We start from the raw sequence: 21968 nt of genomic DNA on the forward strand, positions 1-21968 counted from the left end.
TCGTTTCCTACAGGTCTTTCTTGAATGCGACGTTGCGGACGAAGTCGTTGAGCTCTGCGCGCCAGATATCCCACGAATGGATGCCAGGCAGGTTGAACTCAGCGACGTCAACACCGATATTTCGCAAGGATTCGGCCCGTGCAGGGGATGATTCGGAGATGAAGAACAGGTGGTCCTGCAGACCCGTTCCCACGTGGATGGTGCCACGCAACGCTGCAATGTTCTCACGTTCAGCGCAGGTAAATGTCGAGCTGAGTTTGCCTGCGCTCCACAGACCGTAATACTCGAATGTGCCCGGATACTTCGTCAGCAGCTCAATGGCGCGTGCACCGCCCAGTGACAGGCCGGCAAAGGCCCGGTCCTTGGCTTCAGTCGACACATTGAAGTGATCCTCCACAAATGGGATGACGTTTTCCACCATGTCGTGCCCATAGGAAGTTGACAGCACCAGGCTGTCAACGCCCAGGCCGTTAAAGTTTGTTGCCACGATGACGGAAGGCTCCGCTGCCCCCTCGTCAATGGCGTTTTCAAGGATGTAGGGTGCTGCCCCCTGAGTGAACCAGTCGGTGTCATTTCCGCCGAAACCGTGGCTGAGGTACATCACGGGGTAAGGTTCTGCACGATCCGGATCATATCCGCGGGGTAGATAGATGGACAGCGGGTGCGCGCCTTTAGGCGCCAGCGAATAATGCGTGTCGTATGTTTCATGGACGAACGTCCCCATCTCATCGGCTGGGCGAGGCGCCTGATAGGCGTTGTCGTAGGTCGGATAATTGGGATTCTCCGGTACAAAGACCTGCGACAGGCTCTGAGATGAATACGCCGGCAGCTCTGCCGCCATCCCCGGGTTCGCCGGATCTGCGTGACGTTGGCACGAATCGACGGCGATCGGCGGGCACTCATGGGTGAATGAATAGCTGAAAGTACCTGAGGGAAGGGGCACCTTCAGTTCCCAGATACCATCATCGCCCTGATTCATCTCCAGAAGTTTCCAGGGGGCGTTGGGAACGTCCCCTGGCTGCCACAATGCGGGAATGCGGTGTTCTCCGCCTCCCAGAGTGGTGATGCGATCAGGTTGAGAAAAGAACCATTCACCATAGATCTGCACGGAATCGACATTGGCGGGCGCCTCGTAGCGGAACGTTACCTCGTACCCGGTTGGTCCCGTATCGGTACGGGTGACAGTGGGGCCGAGGGGAAGCTGCTCGTCCTGTTCAGCGGCAAATGATGAGCTGCCCGCTGCGATGAGCGAGAGTGCCAAAATTCCGGAAGCAAATAGTCGGTGTCGTGCGATGTGTCGTGTCGAGTCCACGATGTCTCCTCGAGTCGGCGGTTCTGCAGGCCATTCGGCAGCCGTGCTCCTATGTACGTGCCACAGTAACGAGGGTGACTCGATGCGTCAATATGTGTGGGGGCTTTAGTCCTGGTGGGTATCTTCTGGTGAATCACCGTCAGAGCTTGGCCCTATGACGACGTCGCCTGTTTCGTTGTCCATAAAACGCCGCCCCTTCTCATCAACCACCAGCTGCACGTCCGTGCCAACAGGCAGGTCGTACAGGCCCATCACCGCAGGCTCAATGCTGATTGCGTGATTGAACGAGATAACAGTGAAGTTCGAGGGATCAGCCAGGTACTCATCAGTGTCGATATGGGAGAAGAAACGCCACCCGTTGTCTTCGGGGCGGGCCGATTCCTCTCGCACGCACCACTTCAGACGACCTTCACCCGACAGGATCGTGTTCGTCACTAGGCAGGCGCCGGACTTGGGGATAAATTCGGGGATCTCGGGGGATTGCGTATCAGCCATCAGCTTGATGCTCCTTCAGATGTCTCGTGATCAAAGGGCCACGTGCCCGGAACGAGCCGGTCAGTTGTCGTCTCCGCAATGGTGGTGCCTACTGATCCTTTCACGATGCGAACGTCCGTGCCGCTCGGCATTCCCAGCACCGACATCACCACGGGGGTGCTGGCAACAACCGTACTCAGTGGGACGATCTCCGTTGCGACGTTTTTCGGTTGTCGCGCGTCGTCGTCCTCGTGAATGAACAGCCAGCCCGAATCGTCGTCGGCCGACGGTTGTTCGCGAATACAGCGGGAAACAGGGCGTCCCTGACCATCAGCTCCCACCCGGCACGTGCCGAGGGAGTCGGCCGCAGGGCAGTAGCGTTCGCGGATGTAGGACTGGACACGTCGGGCGAGGGTGGCGCGGTACTCAATGCGGGCCAGAGCGTCGAGGGGGCACGCGCGATAATGCGATGAGCTGGCGGTGAAGTCGAGCAGGTGCGGCGAAGAAAACCACAGGTCATAAAGGTCGGCAAGTTCGTCGTCCGTGAAAGGCAGATCGACGAGCCATGCGAAAGCGACCTCGTTGTTTGCGTTGCGGTGATTGATGTCGACGCCGCGATCAAGAAAAATGCGCGCCAATTTGAGGTCACGGTGCAGATTATGTTTTCTGGATGAGAGCAGGACATGCAGGGGGGAGTTTGCTTCCGAGCCTGCCGGGGTCAATGCGCAGTCACGCTCCAGGAGGAAATCAGCTATGTCGTAGCGATCGGGAATTTTAGTGTTGGCCAGAGCCGAAAAGATCAGTGCCTGACCGTCGAACGCCTCGCGTTCGTCGCCGTCAGTGAATTGCCCGAAGAACTCGTCGGCGGTTTTCAAGCGCGCTGTTAGAGAGATTTTCATACCCGCTCCCATGCAATCTACTCAGCTCGATGGCTCCTGTTTGATGATGGTAACTCAGGGCGATAGTTTGCAGGATCGTTATACCAGTCGCGGAATTCTTGTGGTGTCATCTCACCTTTCAAGTACAGCTCATGCATATCGGAGTACTTGTGTCCAGGCCGGTGTCCCATGTCCCAGACGCCCTTTCGGGGTTGTCCCGGCTCCCACTCCATGACCGTGTCCGTCAGGGGGTCACGCACCTTTCCGTCCACTGAATCCTCCACCGCATTTTGCCAGACTTGCTCTGGGACGCCTTTACGGAGGGAGGGGCGAGAATCCTGGTAGGGGAGATCTTCGACGACGGATACCGGCTCGATGTGGTCGGTTGATACGACGTCGTCAGCCACATTGAGGGCATCGTGGGTTGAATCAGCTGCCCGGGCGCCGTCAGCCAGATCATCGGCACCTCTGATTCCCCTTGAGGAATCCGACAGGTCATCTGCATGATCAAGCAGACGAGCAGTGCGTGATGCGTCGGAAATATCATCGGCCGCGTTGAGCGCTCGAGTACCGTCGCCAATATCGTCCAGGTTGTCCAGCGCCCGCGCACCGTCACCTGCACTATCCAGGCCGCGCAGAGCTCGTGCCCCGTCCCCGATATCGTCCAGGCTGTTCAGTGCATGTCCCGCAGTTGACGTGCCTTTGGTCAGAGCCGTACCGCTGCCGGCGGTGAGGAGCGCGATCGCGACGTCAGGCACGAGGTGTCCAACTGCACGGGCAGGATCGTCGGCCCACGCGTCCCAGTCCAGGACTCCCTTGCCGATTTGCTTGCCAAACTCCAGGGGATCCTTCTTCAGCGCGCTTAGCATCGCGGAGACGTCATCCAGAGGAAGCTGGAGCTTGGCAACCGCTTCGTCGGGTGTGAGGTCACCGGTCGCCAGTTTGGTGAGGCTGTCCAGCATGAAACCTTGAGGGCCTGTGATGAGGTTGAGGAGGTCGCCGACTGCTTCACCGGCGCCGACGAGGATGCCACCGACGAACGCCAGTCCACTTTCCAGCCAGTTGCGTTTTGCGGGTGCAAACTCGCAGGCGGAACGGATCGTCTGTGCGCATGCCTGCGCACATTCGTCCAGGCTGGCGACAGTCTGATTAAATGTATTAATCGCATCTTGGCGCATGGGTTCACCAGGGTCAACAAAGGGCGCGATTGTCACTGCGAAGGTGCCGAGCCCGTTGACTGCCTCCCAGGCAGCTTTCTCCTGCATTCCCCTGGCGACCTCAGCTTCATAAGCTGCGCGTGCCTGCTCGGTGACCCGGTTGCCTTCTTCGTAGAGCGCGCGGCATGCCGCAGCACTGTCCTGCGCATGAGTCAGGTTGTCCGCGTACGAATCCAACGCGCCAGCAGCTGAGGAGAATCCTCCACTTGCTTCCTGCCAGCGTTGTGGCTCCACGCTGAAACGCTCCCGGAATCGATCAGCTGCACGCCCTATCCACCCCTCGGTGGAAATCGAATCCAGCGCGCGGGCGATCTCTGAGTAATCGCTGCTGCGCGTACGTACAGTTGAGGCGCGTGATGAGATGGCTCCCGCGTTCCCTTCGATGGTGAAAACCGGTGCACCCTGATTCTCGACTCCCATGGCTTACCGCTTCCCTGCAAGCCCTGGCAGCTGGGCGGCTGCAGATGCGAGTTGTGACATCTCCTGCGCCGCTTTCGTGTCGTAATCAATGTAGTTCGAGGCGACCTTGCCCAAACGCCCTGCTACTTCCGTGATGTCGTCCGTCATGTTGTTGATGCCTCGTTCCCACCGTGACTGAAACTCATCAACTGCCGACCACATGATGTCATTGGCCAGATCAGCTTGGGTAGGAACGTAGTCGGAAATATCGTTGTCTTTTTTGAGCTGAACTGCTTCGCTCGTTTTCTGGGCGGCCGTAATGAGGGCTTCGATATCGACCTCAAAATCATGACTGGGCATGGGGGATGCTCCTAATCCAAAATTGCGACATTCTTCGTTTCAGTTTCATGGGCGAGGGTGCGGACGCGATCAACCGATGACGATGCGGCCTTCAGAACGTCACTGATGGTGCGGGCGTGGTCTGTCAGTTTGTCGAGGTGTTGGTCATGGGAGACGCGGGATTCGGAGCCTTCAACCCAATCGTGGACAGTTGAGAGCACATCTGCCGCCATTGCGCGGGAGTCTTGCGCAAAAGTGAGGGAAGCTGCTTTGCACGCCTGCTGCATAGCCTGGGCGGCATCATCGTGGAAAATTAAAGATGTGGTGCTCATTACGATCCTAGACGTGTGGAGATGCGCGGATTGAAGGTTCCAGTGGTGTGCGATTCAGTCGCCGCAGTCGTCTGGTCAACGGTGGTCAGCGCCTGCGCGTGCTTGCTGAGCGCTTCAGAAAGACTGGCAGCCGATTCCCCGATGGAATTGACTGCCGCCATAAAATCTTTCATTCCTGAGCCTGTGACGCGCGACGAATTGCACTGGATCGTGTTCGCGCAGTCAGCGAAAGCTGTGCGCGTAGTATCGAAACACTCGCTGACGATCCCGGCAGCGGCCGTTTGCTGGCCAAAAGTCATTCCCATTTCCTGGGACATAAGTCTCACCCCCTGACGAACGTAAAGGGTGAATCTATGTGAGACAAGACCCTCCTCTTTTCTGTGACTCACGTCACTGGAAAAACCGACCTTGTTTACCTGACGGCAACGTGGTGGTCACCTCACTGTCCACGCTGTGGCCCTCCTGACGCACTGTCACCAGGAACTCTCTAGGCTAAGAACAACATCAAGAGGAGGGGTACTGATGGCGCGACAGCTTCGTTCAGCAACGTCGACTCAGGGACGCAACATGGCGGGCGCTCGCGCGCTGTGGCGCGCAACCGGAATGGGAGATTCTGACTTTGGCAAGCCGATCATTGCCGTCGTCAACTCCTTCACCCAGTTCGTTCCCGGCCACGTCCACCTCAAGGACATCGGCCAGCTGGTCGCTTCTGAGATTGGAAAATCCGGTGGCGTCGCCAAGGAATTCAACACGATCGCCGTTGATGATGGCATCGCTATGGGACACGGCGGCATGCTGTACTCCCTGCCGTCACGCGAAGTGATCGCGGATTCGGTCGAGTATATGGTGAACGCACACTGTGCCGATGCAATGGTGTGCATTTCCAACTGTGACAAGATCACGCCCGGCATGCTGATCGCAGCGATGCGCCTCAACATTCCGACGGTCTTTGTATCCGGCGGTCCGATGGAAGCAGGCAAGAACATTCCTGAAGACGCCATTGTCGGACCGTCGCACAGCGGTCACGGCAACCTCATCACCGTCATGAACGCAACTGCCAACGATGCAGTCTCTGACGATGAGCTTGGCCAGATCGAACGTCTCGCGTGCCCGACGTGCGGTTCGTGCTCGGGTATGTTCACTGCTAACTCGATGAACTCGCTGACTGAGGCACTCGGACTGTCCCTTCCCGGCAACGGCTCCACGCTGGCTACTCAGGTCGCGCGACGCGGATTGTTCGAGCGTGCCGGTCGTCTCGTCGTTGACTTGTGCCAGCGCTACTACAACGACGAGGACGACTCTGTTCTCCCGCGATCCATTGCGACGAGGGATGCATTCTGGAACGCCATGAGCCTGGACATGGCGATGGGCGGATCTTCCAATACTGTGCTGCACTTGCTGGCGACTGCCGTTGAAGCAAAGGTCAATTTCACATTGTCGGATATTGCTGAGCTGGGGCGCACCGTACCATGTCTGTCAAAAGTTGCGCCGAACCACAACGACTACCACATGGAAGATGTCCACCGCGCCGGCGGCATCCCGGCCATCCTGGGCGAGCTGGATCGTGGGGGCTTCCTGCGCCACACGGTGCACGCCATTCACTCCCCGTCCCTGGAGCAATGGCTGGCAGATTGGGATGTTCGAGGCGGGCACGCCACTGATGAAGCAATCGCCCTGTGGCACGCAGCTCCCGGCAACGTGCGCACCACCGAACCGTTCTCAACGTCCAATCAGTGGACTGAACTAGATCTAGATACTGTGGAAGGCTGCATTCGCGATGTCGAGCATGCCTACACGGCCTCGGGTGGCTTGACGGTGCTGACGGGCAACCTTGCTCCTGAGGGTGCCATCATCAAAGCCGCAGGTATCGATCCGTCCCTTTTCCACTTTGAAGGAACGGCGCGGGTCATGGAGTCGCAGGAAGAAGCGATCGAGAAGATCCTGGACAAGACGGTGCGAGCCGGTGACGTCGTGGTGATCCGTTATGAGGGGCCCTCAGGTGGGCCGGGAATGCAGGAGATGCTTTATCCCACCTCCTTTATCAAGGGGCGCGGTCTGGGCAAGGAATGTGCGCTGATAACCGATGGCCGTTTCTCCGGTGGCACGTCCGGTATTTCGGTGGGACATATTTCCCCCGAGGCTGCTGCTGGCGGCTTGATCGGCTTGGTTGAGGATGGTGACCGGATCATCATCGACGTCAACGAGGGAGTCCTGTCACTGGATGTGCCCGACGAGGAAATAGAGCGTCGCCGCGCCGCGCAGGAACGCCGCGAGAATCCGTGGACGCCGGTCAATCGTGACCGTCAGGTCTCAGGCGCACTGAAGCTGTATGCCGCTACTGCGACCTCCGCATCGACGGGTGCGGCACGCGACATTTCCCTGATCAGACGCAAGTAGTTCACGTACCTGCGAAGCGGGGGAGTGCTGTGCTGTGTTCTGCCCCGTCGAGAACGTTAATGTCACGTTTCTTCTCTCAAATGAAAGGAGAGCCGTGGCTTTTCGTTATGATTTTTATGTTTTTTTGTTTACTTTGAGATTCGTTTTTTTCGAAACGTTGTCACAAGTGTCTGCCGGCACCAATCCTGACGCTTCATTTGGGAGGAGAAAATATCGCCTGAGCCTCCCAAAAGTTGCGACAAATCGCGCAGTGTTTCGAGAATGGTTTCCATTTGTCTCTTGCTAGAGGTACTGCATGGTAAGAGGTGGTGTGTTTGGATGTGTGGAAGCATCTGAGGGTCGGAGGCTTATGAAGTGACTGTGACCTGCATCAATGCGAGTGCTAGAGATGGTGATCTTTCTTTAGAATTTGGGTTTAACACGGAAAATCATTTTCGGCTTGTATTTGTTAGCTCATTGCTGATACCGTTACCGTTAACGGAAAGTTTCTTTTGCTTTTCGGATCAGTCGAAGATGACAGTGTTAATAAAGGAGTAATGATGAAGCGGATCAGCTCTGCAATCGGTGTAGTGGCTCTTCTGAGCGCCTGCGCATTGGCAGGATGCGGTGGCGGTTCGTCAGCAGACAGTGCGAACGCAATGTACACATGGATTTCCAACGATTCTGACCGTGCACAATGGCAGGCGTTCGTCGACGGCGTCAAAGAATCGGATCCCGAATTCAACTTGAAGATGGAAGGCCCGTCGTTCCAAGACTACTGGACAAAAGTCAAGACCCGCATGAGCGCATCAGATGCGCCCTGCATCATGACCACTCAAGCCGCACGCGCACAGGAGCTGAAGGAACTGCTCGCGCCCCTCGATGAGCTGGTCGCCAGCAATAACGTTGATATGAGCGCCTACAACGAAGCAATGCTCAAGGGACTTACCGTTGATGGGAAGCTTCGCGCGATTCCTTATGACGCAGCGCCGCTGATCCTGTACTACAACAAGGATCTGTTTGACCAGGCCGGTCTTGAACATCCAGGAAAGAACTACACGTGGGATCAGTTCGTTGCGGATGCAAAGGCATTGACGAATGGTGATGTCTATGGAGTGTCCATTCCGCCCATCTTCCAGACGCCAGCTTCGATTGTCTACGCCAATGGTGGGGCCGTCGTGGAAAACGGAGAGCTCAAGCTTACTGAGCAGACCACAGTCGATTCTATTCAGGACGTTTTTGACCTTGCCGCTAAACACAAAGTGATGAAAGCGCCGCTGGCTGCAGATGCTCAAGATATCCAACTACAGACCTTCCGTGCCGGCAAAGCTGCAATGATTATTGATGGGCCATGGGTTTATGACTCGCTCGTCAGCACCGAGGGACTGTCAGTCGGAATGGCAGTCGTTCCATCGCGCAGTGGAGAGTCGATTGGCATGGTGCAGGGATCAGGGTTCGGAATTTCTGAAAAATGCGCTGATAAAGAGACAGCCTTCCAGAACATCATGAAGATGACCACCCCGGATGTGATGCGCTATGTTGCTCGGTCGCACGGAAACGTTCCCGCCATTGACGCAGCCTTCGACGGTTGGGCAGAAGGCAAGGATCCGAACGATGTCGAGATCGTCAAGTACATGACCGAAAATGCCAAGACGTACGAAACAACGGAGAACTGGCAGCAACTTGAAGTCGAGTTCACACAAAACGTATCAAATGGCTATACCGGCGAGAAATCTGCACAGGAAATTCTCACTTCATTAGAGAACTCCATTAAGTAACGGGTAGATTCATGGCTACTCAACTCACAAAGACTCGGGTCCCTGCCACGGTCCCGAAGAGAACATCACGGTGGGATCCAAAGGCGTTTCCGTATCTGGCGCCTGGAATGACGGGGTTCTTCCTCTTCATCATCCTGCCGCTGATTTTCTCGCTGATCATTTCGCTCTTTGACTGGCAGCTTTACGGTTCGCCCACCTTCGTTGGTGTCAGCAACTACGTGAACCTGCTCAATGGGTCAGATCCTGCCTTCTTCAGGGTCTTGCTGAATACGGCGATCTTCGCCATTTTCTACACGACCCTTAACCTGATTGTCTCCACACTAGTGGCCGTATGGCTCCAGAGTGTGGGAGGCCGTCTGGCAGGTTTCTTCCGCGTCATCTTCTTTATTCCTGTTGTGACACCGATGGTGGCCAACGCACTGGTGTGGCGCCTGATGCTGGATGAACACGGGGTGGTGAACTCCTTCCTAGGGGTTTTCGGAATCTCCGGACCGGCATGGCTCGCGTCCGAAACTTGGGCAATGGTTGCACTTGTCATGATGTCGTTGTGGCAGGTCGTGGGATACAACATCGTGGTTCTCGGTGCGGGGCTGAACAACATCAACCCCTCGGTGCTGGAGGCCGCTCGCGTGGACGGTACGGGGCCTGTCCAACGCTTCACGAAGGTCATCTTCCCACTACTGTCGCCGGCACTGTTTTTCTGTACTGTCATGACGCTCATCGGCGCGTTCAAGATTTTCGCTCAGCCCTACATGCTGACTAAGGGCGGACCTGGAAACTCAACCACAACGATCGTCCTTTACCTGTACAACCAGGGATTCAGCTACGACAAGTTGGGATACGCCTCGGCAATCGCTTGGGTGCTCTTCGTCATCGTCATGTTGATTACCGCTGTGCAGTTTGCGGGACAGAAGAAGTGGGTGAATTATGATCAGTGAGAAGCGCATGACTATCGGCAGGGTACGCATCAGCAGGATTGTTTCGATCATCTGCCTGTTTATCGTTGGAGCAATTTTTGTTTTCCCGTTTATCTGGATGTTCGCGAGCGCCCTCAAACCTACTGCTGAGATATTCAGCTCTGGAGGATCGCTGTTCGGCTCACGAATCGCATGGGAGAACTTTTCGCTGGTCTTCACGGCAGTGCCATTCCTGCGGATTATCCTGAACACCTTCTTTGTTGCAGGTACTGGTGCTCTGATCGCATGCACAGTATCGGTGCTGTCCGCCTACGCGTTTTCACGCATCGAATTCAAAGGTCGCTCTCAGTTGTTCGCTGCATACCTAGCGACGCTGGTACTGCCGATGGAGGTTCTGGTTATCCCTCTGTATATTGGTGCCAATCAGCTGGGATTAGTCGATACTTACGTGGCGCTGATTATGCCGTTCGCCTTCGGCGCATTCGGCACTTTCATGCTGCGTCAATTCCTTCTTTCGCTCCCACGCGACTATGAGGAAGCTGCGAGGATCGACGGAGCCGGACAACTGCGAATCCTCGTGTCGGTGATTGTGCCGCTGCTGAGAGGACCGCTGTCTATCGTCGCGGCATTCGCATTCATTGACTACTGGAACAATTTCCTGTGGCCATTAATCGTCATCAACAGTTCGGACAAGGCCACGATCCCACTGGGCCTCCAGATGTTCAGCGGCGAACGCGGAACGGACTGGGGCGCGCTCATGGCGGCGGCCAGTGTGTCGGTGCTCGCATCGCTGGTGATCGTCATCGTGATGCAAAAGCAGCTGGCACGCGGAATTAACTTGGGCGGCTTCGGCGGCCGATAGGAGAGATACTCATAATGTCAGGAAAGGACAACATGGACTGGTCAGATCTGGAGCGGCCCACACCGCAGTGGTTCAAGAACGCCAAGCTTGGCATTTTCGTTCATTGGGGAGTGTATTCACTTCCCGCATGGGCGGAGCCCACGGCAGAGCTGGGAACCGTCGAGGATCCACTGGAGTGGTTCACCCACAATCCCTACGCGGAGTGGTACTACAACACGATCCGTATCCCCGGCTCGCCTGCAGCTGAACACCACAGGAAGGAGTGGGGCGGCTGTGACTATGACGACCTGCTGGATCAGTGGCACATGGACTCTTTTGACGCCTCCGAACTAATGGAGCTGTTCAAGGAATCAGGCGCTGACTACGTCGTACTGACGACCAAACATCACGACGGCATCACCTTATGGGACGCTGTGGGGACAGGAGACCGCAACACGGTCAAGCGCGGACCGCACCAGGATCTGGTTGGGGCCTACGCTGACGCTGCACGCGAAGCCGGTCTGCGATTCGGCACATACTATTCCGGTGGCCTTGACTGGCATGTGCGACCATTCCCGCCTCATACGACACACGAATCAGTCAACGAAGGGGATCGTCCTCGTGATGAGGAATACGCCAAGTACGCGGCCGCGCATATTGATGAGCTGGTTGAGCGCTACCACCCGGACGTGCTGTGGAACGACATCAACTATCCCGATGCGGCAAAGAACACAACCGAACCATACGGACTTGGTCAGCTGTTTGCCCGCTACTACGAAGCCTGCCCTGAAGGCGTCGTCAATGACAGGTGGAAGGTGCCGCACTGCGACTACGTCACCAGCGAGTATCAGATGAACCTTGACAATGAGGACCTAGGTATCTGGGAAAACTGCCGCGGACTCGGATTGTCATTCGGTTACAACCAGGTTGAAGGCCCTGAAAACGGACCGCATCCGCGTACCTTGCTGCACACGATCGTTGACGCAGCAGTGCGTGACGGACGAATCCTGCTTGGCGTTGGCCCCAAGGCTGACGGAACCATTCCCGAATGGCAGGCAGATTCACTGCGGGCGATCGGCCGATGGATGCAGGTTGCACATCCGATACTGGCTGGAATTGACCATCGTGGATCGGCGACGGCGTCAGCAACTGATGGCGCATGGGCCGAGGTTGGCTCTGACGGAACCACTGAGTTCCTCTTCGCTGCTCCGGAAGATCCGACAGTAGACAGCGCCGAATTCGATGTCGAGCTGGCTGACGCCTCAGTCGTCAAGGTTGTCCCCGTTCAGGGAGTGCACGTGGACCAAAACGGCACGCGGCTGCACATTACGTGCGAGGCCGACTGGGCCGGACCGGCGATTATTGAATTGAGCAAGTAGCGCTTACCGCTCCGCTGCAGCGAATAGTTGCACTGCGCACTGAGGGGGAAGGAACAGCTGTTCCTTCCCCCTCAACGCGTGAGAAACTCACATCACGCTCTACCGATCGGCATGGCGACGGCGATTCGCCGACACTCCCATCGCTAGCAGAGCGAAGAAACTGCTCAGCATCAGCGGGGAACCCGTGTGTGCTCCCGTTTGTGCCAGCCCTGAAGCAGAGGCGTGTGACGATGTGATGCGGCCAGTCGGCCCAGACGCCGACGTCAGGTCAGCGTCGTGGGTGCCGTCCTGGCCGTCATTTGCGTCCGACGGTGTCCCTGACGAGTTGCCGTTGCCGCCTGGAGTACCAGGTGTATCTGGATGTGACGGCTTCTCAGGATCACCAGGTGAATCCGGATCTGGAAGAGATGCGGAAACAACTTCGAACTGAGACGACGCAGTGCTTCCCGACGTCACGCCTGTCACCTCAACGGTGTGTGGTCCGACCTGGAAATCTGCAGGTACGCGCCACTGCACAGCCGCATTTCCCTCTGCATCAGAGGTAACAGTTCCCACCTCAATGGGCTCAGAGTGGACGATAAAGCTCAACTGCTCATTCGGCTGGAAACCGCTGGCCTTGAACGCCTGCATCTCGCCGCGTTCAATTTGAGCAGATTCAGCGCTCACCGACGGAGTCAACACAGGTTCAACACGCTCAGCAACAGGAAGAACAACTGAGATCTGATAACTCTTCGACGTGCCGTTGACAGTCAAAGTCACCGGCACGTCACGGCTCTCCGTTTTGACGCCGTCACCCTCGTTCACCACACGCGTATTCTCATCGGGAACAACGATCTGCCCGTCAACAAGAACGCGTTCAAGCCCAACCAGCTCTCCTGTGGACGAATCGAGAGCTGCTGCGGCATTCGCCGGAGCAGTGGATGGGTCGCCCTCGTACACGAGCGGGGAAGGCGATGACCACAGGAACGACACAGGCCAGGTTGCCGGTACATCCCGCTGAGAATCGCCCTCATGCTGAACGATGGTACCGCTCAGTTTGATGGGATCGCCCTGAGTGAGCTGGGTTGGTCCCTCAATTGTCAGCTCGTCGACAAATGGGCGAATCTCAAGATTCAGCCATTCGCCAGCGGAATCTCGCCACAGGCCCTGGTCCGGATTGATTCCCAACATGGTCCAGCCTGTGAATCCACCACGATCCGGTGTAGAGTGCGGTCCCTTGCCTGCGTTGCCGTTCGTCACGTGGACCACGCCATCAACCTGATAGACATCGAAAGCTCCGACGCCTGCGTTGACGACGAGCACCGACTTGCCGGCATCACGAACCTTCGCAGTCCAGTGCTCAATCAGCGCTGCATCTTGCGGATCGTTCAGTGCAGAGGCGTTCGTCAGGTTATCGCGCGTGGGATGATGCAGAGCCAGAATCAACCCGGTGGTTTCCTGATCGGTGATCACATCGTTGAGCTGCTGCTCGAACCACTTGATCTGTGCGGCATCATGCGACAGGTTGTATGGATGCGAATCGAGTGTAACGATCCGCGTGTTCTTGACGGTCTGCGCCGTGTAGGTGTCACCGAAAACAGCCTTGAAGGGGGCAAGATCATCGGCCTTCATTGCCTCATGGTTGCCGGGAACATACGTATAGGGAATGTTGGTGCCGGCAAGTTCCTCGTCAAGTATCTGCTTGGCGAGTTCCATGTCGCCCTGTTCGCCCTCGTCCGTGAAATCGCCGACGATGAGGATCTGATCAGGGCGCTGTGCGACCACATCGCGCAGCACGCGACGGGCAGCCTGCACAAGAGATGAATTCGGGTTTTCAGAAACAAACTGCGCATCTGAAATGATCGCGACCCGAAGCGGGGATGAATCAGTTGATCCGGCCTGATCGACGGACGGATCCTGATACACGCTGACCTCAGGCGGGGTGGCGAAAGGTGCGACAACCGCTTCAATGTCGTCGATGAGCGTCGTAGACACGTACTTTTTGCTACCGACAGTCTCATACGTTGCCACGCGTTGAACCTGCACAGGCATGGCCATGTCCTGGGGGACCGGAACGGAGATGTACTGCCAGTCGTTCCCTGAAATACGTGGCTGAGCGTAGAGCCACTTCCACTGGTCGTTAGCATCGGAAACGGCGAAATACACCATCGGTTGGTTCCCCGGAGCACCGTCATCCTTGAACCATGCGCCCACTTCGATCACGTTGCCCTGGGGGAGGACATAGTGCTCGGCTGCGGCATTGGGTTTGATGTTGTTGGTGCGTGTACCACCTTGCTCATTGAAACCATTGGTCAGTGCAATGGCTTCAGTGTCCTTAACGCCCGCTGTAATGTCGTCCTCGCCGGTGTGGCCTTCAGTCGACACAGCAATCGACGAGGTCGTCGTGCGAGCACCGTAATTCGTGTACAGATCAGCGCCTTCCATTGACGTGATCTTCATGCGTGACGTGCCCACCATGACGGCGAGCTGCTGTGAAAAATCGCCGGCCTGAATCGTCAGCGTTCCTGCGCCTGACTCGACAACCGGATGAAGAGCAAGCGACGCGTTCTTCCCCGCAGTAATGTCGACCACGCCGGTCGCCCCGGAAACGGTGATGTCAGCCACTTCAATGGGAGCTCCGAATCCAAAGGAGTCATATCCCATGACATTGGCATAACGCGTCACGTTCGGGTCAGGAATCGACAGCGTGTTTGGTGTGATCAGCAGACGATCCATCTCGTTAAGTACCTTCAGCTCAACAGAGCCCGAAGCATTCCCGTTCGTGGCAGTAATCGTGACCGAGCCGGCAGCTACAGCAGTGACGAGGCCGTCTGCATCTACAGTTGCGATCGCAGGGTCACTGGATGTCCACTCCTGAACCGGCTGATCAACCGACCAGGAATTCTCATCGAAGCCCTTGGCGACAAGTTGACGATGGAAGCCGGGGAACAGGCGTTTAGCTCCGTTTGCCTGGAAAAGCGGCGAAACAGTGTATCCGGTCAGCTGTCCGGATCCCTTCTTGACGCCCACTCCCAGTCCATTGCCATCGGCGCGCATCGATCCGTCAGAAGGCGTGTTGACCACCGTGACATCTTGGTCGCCTGGATCATTGACCACCATTGTGGATGAGCCACCGCCATCAAGATTGATTGCGTCGCTTGCACCCAGCTGGAGGAAGAAATCAGCGAATTCTGGAAGCGTCATACCTCGGGAATTTGACGAGCGTCCATCAATGACAGCAAGAATCAAACGGGTCCCATCAGTATTGATACCGGCACCAGTACGAGGGTGCACCGACTTATCTGTTGCGACGTTTTGCCCCGCGCGCACCAGCGGGTGGAATGCACCTATTGCAAAGAGAGGCTCCTCATTATCTGACGTGACAATCTGATATTCGACATTGACGACGTCGCCCAGTGCCAGTGAAGCCAGATGGTCTCTGACTTCACCCTGCCCTGCGGCAACAACCGTCTGACCAGCTGGAATAGCCTCCTGTCCGAGTTTCTGCGCAGTCTTGACCACACGGTGATCAGAATCAAGCCATACTTCCAACGCGTCAGGATATTTCTGCAGCGTTCCCGAGCCGCGTTGGTATTCTCCCCATCGGGAGGTATATACGGTTACTGCATCGGAGGCAAGACCCTGAGTATTGACGGAGGAAATGGGCGTGGTCCAGTCCTGCGCGGAAACACTTCCCTTAAGAGTTGCATCGGTGATCGACGCGATCTTGTTATGATCCATCACCAAAGACAGGATCGGTCTGCCGGGAACTGAACTCTTCACAATTCCTTCAGATGGATCCACACCAACACCATTGGCAGCTCCTGAGTTGTTGATGTCGAATCCATCACCGTTGACCGCTGCTTTGATGCTATCAGTGACCTGTGTCATTTCCACCAGTGTCGCTGTATCAGCCACGATTCCGGAATCGAGGTAGTCCAGTGATACCTCAGAATTGGTCAGGTCGACGTCGAGAACTGCGCCCTGCTGCCACCCACGTGGCTCAAGGCGTTCGAACTCTGTCAACGTGATTCCCGGTCCGACCTGTGTCTCGTCCTGTCGAGTCACGCTGGCTTGACCGTTCATTGTCAGGTCCAGGTATCCGGATGCCGCAACATCTGCGGGAGATTCGGCATACGCAGCGAAAAGCGGATGGGAGCCGATCCCAATCCCTGCAATCGCCAACATCGACGCAAGCAACATGGTTGCCACGCGTGATGCATTTCGGAGCATCTTCTTGATCCTTCCTCTTACATAGTCGTGAAGCCTGCAGGAAAAATGCGCACGGCTCGATAGCGGCACCGTATTCGTGAATAAGGTCGCGTACTGTGCTGATGGGCAATAGCGCTGGCGCTGAATGTGAAGCTGCGCAGCGTCAACCATCGTGGCGGGCTTCAGTAATCACCATGGCACCTGATTGTTGCCGCGAGGTGATCAGACCGTGACGGGAAAGTGACGCCCTATCCAACTCATCCGCGGTGATGTCAAGCGGAACGGCAGCGATAGCTTCGAACTGAAGTGTTCTGGTTGAGTTCTTACCGGTTGCTGGTTGAAATGCACACCTGTTGATACAGGACAACGCCCAAGACTGAACCAAGGGATATATGAGAACACCAGGAGCTTGGAATCATAAGACAACGAGCCCACACGACCTAATGAAATTGTGAAACCTGCTTCAGCAATCTTGCGCCAGCCCGACCGCCCGCCCTCATCGCCATTGCTCTTAGTGATGTGAATAGGGATCGTTCCAGTTCGGTCGAGCTACCGGAGACTTGGCGGGCCTGCTGGTGGCCAATCTACGATTCGTTGCGGCGATGGGGATGCCTAGCTGCGACCAACTAGTGCGAGATGCGTTCGTGATGAATTGTTTGTCAAGAACTACGGGGTATTCATACGAAGGATTCTGGGGCTGATGGGTGCGAAAAATAGGGCCTGCTGCCTGGCGTGCCGGCTGAAACGTTGCCCAAAACCAAGCTGTCAGGCTGATGAGATGTACTGAAAATCTGCGACGCTCCTAGAGGCTGCTCTCCTGCGACGACGTGGCCACGCGCAGACATCCGACACGTGCTTTCGACCTAGGTGCAGTGCCGGTCTAAGTCAGACACAGCACAATGAACTGTGGCTGTTAGCCGGCAACTACCTAGGCGCGCACTTGCTGTGGTTCTTTGCCGTGTTTGGGACTGATTCGTTTAGTCGCCAAATCGTCAGTTGGGCAGGAAGATCAGCAATGAACAACTTAAGTCCCTCGGCTGGAGACTTCAGAACAAGAAGCGGAACCAGACCCACGACACTTCACAATCTTGCTTGCTTCGTTCCTATTGCCCGCCCATTCCTGTTGTTGCGAATCCTTTGACAATCTGACGTTGGAAAATCATAAATACGATGACAAGAGGCAAGGCGCCTATGACAGCACTAGCCATCCCCTGAGCGTATTGCACGCCATAGGCGTTCTTGACAGTACCCAGACCAACGGGGATCGTCATGAGGTCAGGCGAGTTCGTAATGATAAATGGCCAAAGGAAATTGTTCCAGCATCCAATAAAAACAAAGATGGCCACGGCTACAACAATCGAGCGAGATAGCGGAAGAACCACAGAAGTGAGAATCTTGAAGTTCGAGGCACCATCTAGACGGGCAGCTTCCTCTAGCTCTACGGGCAGCTGATCGAAGAAGTTCTTCATCACGATAACCATTAACGGTGCCACCACTTGTGGCAACGCAACACCTGCCAAGGTGTCTGACAGTCGCATAAACCTCATCTGTTCGAATAGCGGAACAATGAGGATCTGTGGCGGAACCATGATCGCAGCAACTGTCAACGCGAAGAATATCTTTCTACCCGGAAAGTCATGACGAGAAAACACGTACGCTGCTGGAACAGAAACAAGAAGCGTAATGAGGGTGACGGCTGCAGAAACGATGAAGGAATTCCACAACCATAATGGAATATCACCTGCTTTAAACACCGCTATGTAGTTTTCAAAAGTCCATCCTTGCGAAGGCCAGAACTGAAGGGGCGCCGCAGAGGCATCGGTTTCCTTTTTGAAAGACATCTGAAGCGCAAAAAGAATTGGTATGGCCCATGCCAAAGCGGCAATTGCTAGTGCTGCAAAAGCAGAAATTTGCGCTGCCGCAGAGTTTCCCAGTGTTAAGGAGCGCGCCTTAGAGTTTTCAGAAGACTTAACCAAGCGGGGAGAACGACGCGTCGATGACGTCTGAGATAAATCGTTCATACCAATTTTGTTAGCAGTTTGGGTAGTGCTCATCGTTGCTCCTCTGGTTTGTGATTAACGATGGTGATTTGAATGATTGACACAAGCACGATCAGAGCAAAGAAAACATAAGAAACAGCTGAAGCGTACCCGACGCGGTATCCGCTGAAGCCGACATCATATATGTACTGAATAATCGAACGTGTCGCACCATCTGGTCCACCAGCGGTCATCAGGAAAATCTGATCGAAGACTTTAAGCGATGCAAGAATCTGCAATAGGACGATCATGATTGTTGTCGACTTCATAAGTGGCAGTGTCACTGAGATCAAACGTCTCCATGATCCAGCGCCGTCAACTTGCGCTGCTTCGTAGATTTGATCGGGTATGTTTTGCAGTGCTGACAGGTATAGGAGGAAATTGAATCCTATGGTCCACCACACGGTCGTAAGGGCAATTGACCACATTGCCACTTGTTTGTCGCTGAGCCAGCCGATTTGATCAATTCCCAGATGCTGTAAAAGCCCGTTGATAAATCCAAAGTCATTTGCATACATCACTCCCCACATCGCGGTAACGACAGATACCGGCAGGAGGTACGGAGCGAAGAATGTGAGTCTCCAGAGCCATTGGCCAGGTAAACCTGTGACAACGAGGTAAGCGAGGATGAAGGAGAGCATCACCAGAGGGATGGTCGAAATGAGGGTGAAAAAGATAGTATTGCCAAGGCTGGACCACATTTCGGCGCTTGTGAGGGTCTCAATATAATTCTGAAGACCTACGAACTTAACGTTTCGTGAGGCTAGCGATTGGTTCGTGAAGCTCATCCAAATTCCCCAGATAATAGGAGTAATCAGGAAAAGAGTAAATACGACCATATACGGAAGTGCGAACCAAACTGTTCCGCGGGAAGCTAGTTTTGATTGTGTTTTCATGACGATCTTTACTCGGTTGGATTAGGTTGCTGGGCAATTGACGATGCGGTCTCAAGCATTTGCTCGATTACTCGTTTTGGCTCGGTGGTGCCTCGGAATCCTTCAATCAGGTGTTGGCACATGCGATTTTGGAAGTCAGTTCCTGCCCCGGCATACCAGACAGGTGGATCAAAGATCACGGTCTGTGCTGCATCTGCATATTGATTTTGCAGCTCTAGTTTCTGATAGTCCGGCTTTTCCTGAGAAGGCAGATATCCAGGAATGTGGCCGGCTTTGCCCCAGCGGTCGCCCAACTTCAGCATTGCTGCAACGAATTCATAGGTCTTTTGGCGAAGATCGTCAGTCATGCGGCGATTAGTCGGCAAAACGTAGGTATGCGAGTCGGCGTAGTTGGCAGGTTGACCAAACATAGTGGGAGTCGGTGAGGCTGCAAGCGCAGGTAGGTTTTCAATGAATCCGTTTAACTCCCAAACCCCGGAGAAAATCAGAGCATTCCTGCCTCCGTTAAAAGCAGATAAAGCTCCGCCATAGTCTTGGTCTTTTGCCATGCACTTGCCGTCCATCCACATGTGAACGGCCTCAACTACTTGGGCCGCTTTGTCAATGTCCAGCTGTGCCCGCTGTCCGGCAGAAAAATCATATCCACCACCGGTTTGGTTATAAAGTCCCCAGAAAAGACGCCATGCTTGCGCAGTGTCGAGTTGGAAACCGAACGCCACGCCCGGGCCACCGATAACCTCACCCAGTTTGACGCCGACTTCATAAAAGGCCTCGGCTGAATCGACCTCGAGTCGTCCATCGGAGCCGAGCACACCGGCCTTGTCTGCGACATCCTGGTCGTAGAAAGTAATAAAGGGATGGGTGTCGAGAGGAATAGCGAACTGCTTGTCTTCGTATGTTCCTGCGCCAAATAGCGCATCAGTAAAGTACTCCGGACTTACGTCAAATTCTTGAAACAGCTTCATGTCCCACGGCTCAATAAGGCCTCCAGGTGCGAAACCAGGCATGCGTGAAACGTGCATGATCGCAGTGCTAGGTGGTGCGCCAGAAGCTGATGCCATCGCCAACTTGGTGTAATAAGGGTTTCCCCAGCTGAGGGTAGTGGGAGCAACGAATAGGCCAGGATGTTCTTGGACGATTGACTCGATCATCGCGCGCGTATTCGCGCCATCCGCTCCGCTGAACAAGTCCCACACGCTCACCGTTACTGTCTGCGATGCTGAAGACGAGCAACCAGAAAGACCGGATGTTAAGCCGAGTGCACTAAGACCCAAACCGAACAAGCCTAAAGCGGAACCCTTTATAAAAGAGCGCCGTGAGATTCCACTGCTAGAAAGCATATTGTCCTGATCATCCACGACCAAACATGCCACCTTCCTGATCAACGTTGATTGGCGGAAAAAGCTGCAATGGGATTGCAGATTGAATTCTCACGTGAGAGTATGGCACTTGACTGCAGTGAGGTCAAATGAAACAGCAGCGAGGAGAGTCTGAATGTCGCTCATTGATGAGCGCCTAGAGAACCAGGAGTACCTGCCCTAAAGTGAAAAGAGCAACCATCAAAGACGTGGCAGCGCGCGCAGGTGTGTCGTGGAAAACGGTATCGAATGTCATGCACGGAAGACCATGCGTCAGCCCTGACACCAAAGATCGGGTAATGGCCGCAGTGAAAGATCTCAACTACATTCCGAATTTTTCCGCGCGCGATATTAGAGGTCATGCCACCAGAAGAATAGGGCTTGTAATACCACATTTGACTAACCCATATTTCGCAAGGTTGGCAGAAAAGTTTCATATCATTGCAAATCAAGCAGATTATACTATAGAAATTGAATTGAGTGGACAACATGGTGAAATAGAGCGTCGCTATGTATTAGGCCAATTATCACGATCAATAGATGCCTTGATTATTTCTCCAACTTTACCCGATACGACGAAGCGTCTAGTAAAACGAGATGATATGCCGGTTGTTCTTCTAGGCGAAGCAGTTACCGATCGTGGGGCAATGCATCACGTATCGATTGACAACGTGGCTAGTGCTGCTGAACTGACAAGGCATCTAATCGGAAAGAACACGCAGAGAGTTGTTTTCTTAGGGGCTCAACATGGTGCGTCGTCCACCGGATCTGAACGCCTCATAGGCGTCGCCGCCGAGTTGGACAAAGCGCAGATTTCTCCTGATAGGAGGTTGTTCGTCTCCAGTGCGGAATGGAGTCGCGAAGAGGGATATCGGTTGACAAAACAATTGATCCAGTCCGAAAAATCCCTGGGGAAAGTCGGAGATGTCGTTATTGGAGGAAATGATCTTCTTGCCCTGGGTGCTATGGATGCATTTCGTGAACAAGGCATTCGGGTCGGTGAGACAGTGCGTGTAGCCGGGTGGGACAATATTCCAGAGAGTGAAAGCTCGTTGCCCTCACTTACTACTATTTCTCCTGATTTGGACTCCCTTGCACGTCTTGCATTGTTTCTGGCAGTTGGTGATGACCGATTTCTGGAGAGGGCAAGTTATAGCACGGTTACTACTGTGGGGCCTGGCATTTCTTTTGTGGTTCAACATGAAATGATCATTAGAGAATCATCGTGAGATAGCTAAAGAA

General features: G+C 54.9%; 17 protein-coding genes. 6 read left to right on the forward strand and 11 right to left on the reverse strand.

Annotated elements, in window-relative coordinates; all coding sequences use genetic code 11:
* Positions 1 to 7: 7 nt before the first annotated feature.
* The 7 genes from QP093_RS01965 to QP093_RS01995 form a co-directional block, all read right to left on the reverse strand.
* On the reverse strand, positions 8 to 1312 hold the full coding sequence (locus tag QP093_RS01965; RefSeq protein WP_285014361.1) for an alpha/beta hydrolase-fold protein: 1305 nt from the start codon (positions 1310 to 1312) through the stop codon (positions 8 to 10).
* Between the two features lie 105 nt (positions 1313 to 1417).
* On the reverse strand, positions 1418 to 1807 hold the full coding sequence (locus QP093_RS01970; protein WP_285014362.1) for a DUF2185 domain-containing protein: 390 nt from the start codon (positions 1805 to 1807) through the stop codon (positions 1418 to 1420).
* Complete coding sequence (locus QP093_RS01975; RefSeq protein WP_285014363.1) at positions 1807 to 2685, reverse strand: DUF2185 domain-containing protein; 879 nt, start codon at positions 2683 to 2685, stop codon at positions 1807 to 1809. Before QP093_RS01975 ends, QP093_RS01970 begins: the two co-directional genes overlap by 1 nt.
* Positions 2686 to 2702: 17 nt before the next feature.
* The gene (locus tag QP093_RS01980) at positions 2703 to 4301 is read right to left on the reverse strand and encodes an HNH/ENDO VII family nuclease (protein ID WP_285014365.1); all 1599 of its coding nucleotides are present in this window, start codon (positions 4299 to 4301) and stop codon (positions 2703 to 2705) included.
* A gap of 3 nt (positions 4302 to 4304) precedes the next feature.
* Complete coding sequence (locus QP093_RS01985; protein ID WP_285014367.1) at positions 4305 to 4640, reverse strand: hypothetical protein; 336 nt, start codon at positions 4638 to 4640, stop codon at positions 4305 to 4307.
* Between the two features lie 11 nt (positions 4641 to 4651).
* On the reverse strand, positions 4652 to 4951 hold the full coding sequence (locus tag QP093_RS01990) for a hypothetical protein (RefSeq protein WP_070725057.1): 300 nt from the start codon (positions 4949 to 4951) through the stop codon (positions 4652 to 4654).
* Positions 4951 to 5268, reverse strand: a complete 318-nt coding sequence (locus QP093_RS01995; protein WP_285014368.1) for a hypothetical protein — start codon at positions 5266 to 5268, stop codon at positions 4951 to 4953. Before QP093_RS01995 ends, QP093_RS01990 begins: the two co-directional genes overlap by 1 nt.
* 205 nt (positions 5269 to 5473) lie before the next feature.
* On the opposite strand from QP093_RS01995, the gene ilvD reads away from it, so the two are divergent.
* The 5 genes from ilvD to QP093_RS02020 all read left to right on the forward strand — a co-directional run bounded on the left by ilvD (position 5474) and on the right by QP093_RS02020 (position 12242).
* On the forward strand, positions 5474 to 7348 hold the full coding sequence (gene ilvD, locus QP093_RS02000; protein ID WP_285014369.1) for a dihydroxy-acid dehydratase: 1875 nt from the start codon (positions 5474 to 5476) through the stop codon (positions 7346 to 7348).
* Positions 7349 to 7884: 536 nt separating this feature from the next.
* Positions 7885 to 9105 carry an ABC transporter substrate-binding protein gene (locus QP093_RS02005; protein WP_285014370.1) on the forward strand — a complete coding sequence of 407 codons (1221 nt, stop codon included), beginning with the start codon at positions 7885 to 7887 and terminating at the stop codon, positions 9103 to 9105.
* Positions 9106 to 9212: 107 nt separating this feature from the next.
* Entirely contained in the window at positions 9213 to 10043 is an 831-nt protein-coding gene (locus QP093_RS02010; protein ID WP_285014372.1) for a carbohydrate ABC transporter permease, read from the forward strand.
* Complete coding sequence (locus tag QP093_RS02015) at positions 10033 to 10884, forward strand: carbohydrate ABC transporter permease (RefSeq protein ID WP_285014373.1); 852 nt, start codon at positions 10033 to 10035, stop codon at positions 10882 to 10884. The genes QP093_RS02010 and QP093_RS02015 overlap by 11 nt, the downstream gene beginning before the upstream one ends.
* Positions 10885 to 10898: 14 nt before the next feature.
* On the forward strand, positions 10899 to 12242 hold the full coding sequence (locus QP093_RS02020; RefSeq protein ID WP_285014374.1) for an alpha-L-fucosidase: 1344 nt from the start codon (positions 10899 to 10901) through the stop codon (positions 12240 to 12242).
* A 99-nt stretch (positions 12243 to 12341) separates the two neighbouring features.
* Here QP093_RS02020 and QP093_RS02025 read toward each other — a convergent pair whose 3' ends face one another.
* The 4 genes from QP093_RS02025 to QP093_RS02040 all read right to left on the reverse strand — a co-directional run bounded on the left by QP093_RS02025 (position 12342) and on the right by QP093_RS02040 (position 20726).
* A complete protein-coding gene (locus QP093_RS02025; protein ID WP_285014375.1) occupies positions 12342 to 16454 on the reverse strand; it encodes a phosphodiester glycosidase family protein in 4113 nt (1370 codons plus the stop codon).
* Positions 16455 to 17536: 1082 nt separating this feature from the next.
* Positions 17537 to 18487: a carbohydrate ABC transporter permease gene (locus QP093_RS02030; protein ID WP_070725063.1), complete on the reverse strand. Its 951-nt coding sequence runs from the start codon at positions 18485 to 18487 to the stop codon at positions 17537 to 17539.
* The gene (locus QP093_RS02035; protein WP_058236285.1) at positions 18484 to 19368 is read right to left on the reverse strand and encodes a carbohydrate ABC transporter permease; all 885 of its coding nucleotides are present in this window, start codon (positions 19366 to 19368) and stop codon (positions 18484 to 18486) included. The genes QP093_RS02030 and QP093_RS02035 overlap by 4 nt, the downstream gene beginning before the upstream one ends.
* A gap of 8 nt (positions 19369 to 19376) precedes the next feature.
* Positions 19377 to 20726, reverse strand: a complete 1350-nt coding sequence (locus QP093_RS02040; protein ID WP_285014377.1) for an ABC transporter substrate-binding protein — start codon at positions 20724 to 20726, stop codon at positions 19377 to 19379.
* A 185-nt stretch (positions 20727 to 20911) separates the two neighbouring features.
* Here QP093_RS02040 and QP093_RS02045 point away from each other — a divergent pair, with 185 nt between their 5' ends.
* Positions 20912 to 21955 (forward strand): LacI family DNA-binding transcriptional regulator, encoded by a 1044-nt coding sequence (locus tag QP093_RS02045; RefSeq protein WP_285014378.1) that lies wholly within the window; start codon positions 20912 to 20914, stop codon positions 21953 to 21955.
* Positions 21956 to 21968 lie beyond the last annotated feature (13 nt).

The organism is Pauljensenia sp. UMB10120, from assembly GCF_030212035.1.
GTDB classification, from domain to species: Bacteria; Actinomycetota; Actinomycetes; order Actinomycetales; family Actinomycetaceae; genus Pauljensenia; species Pauljensenia radingae_A.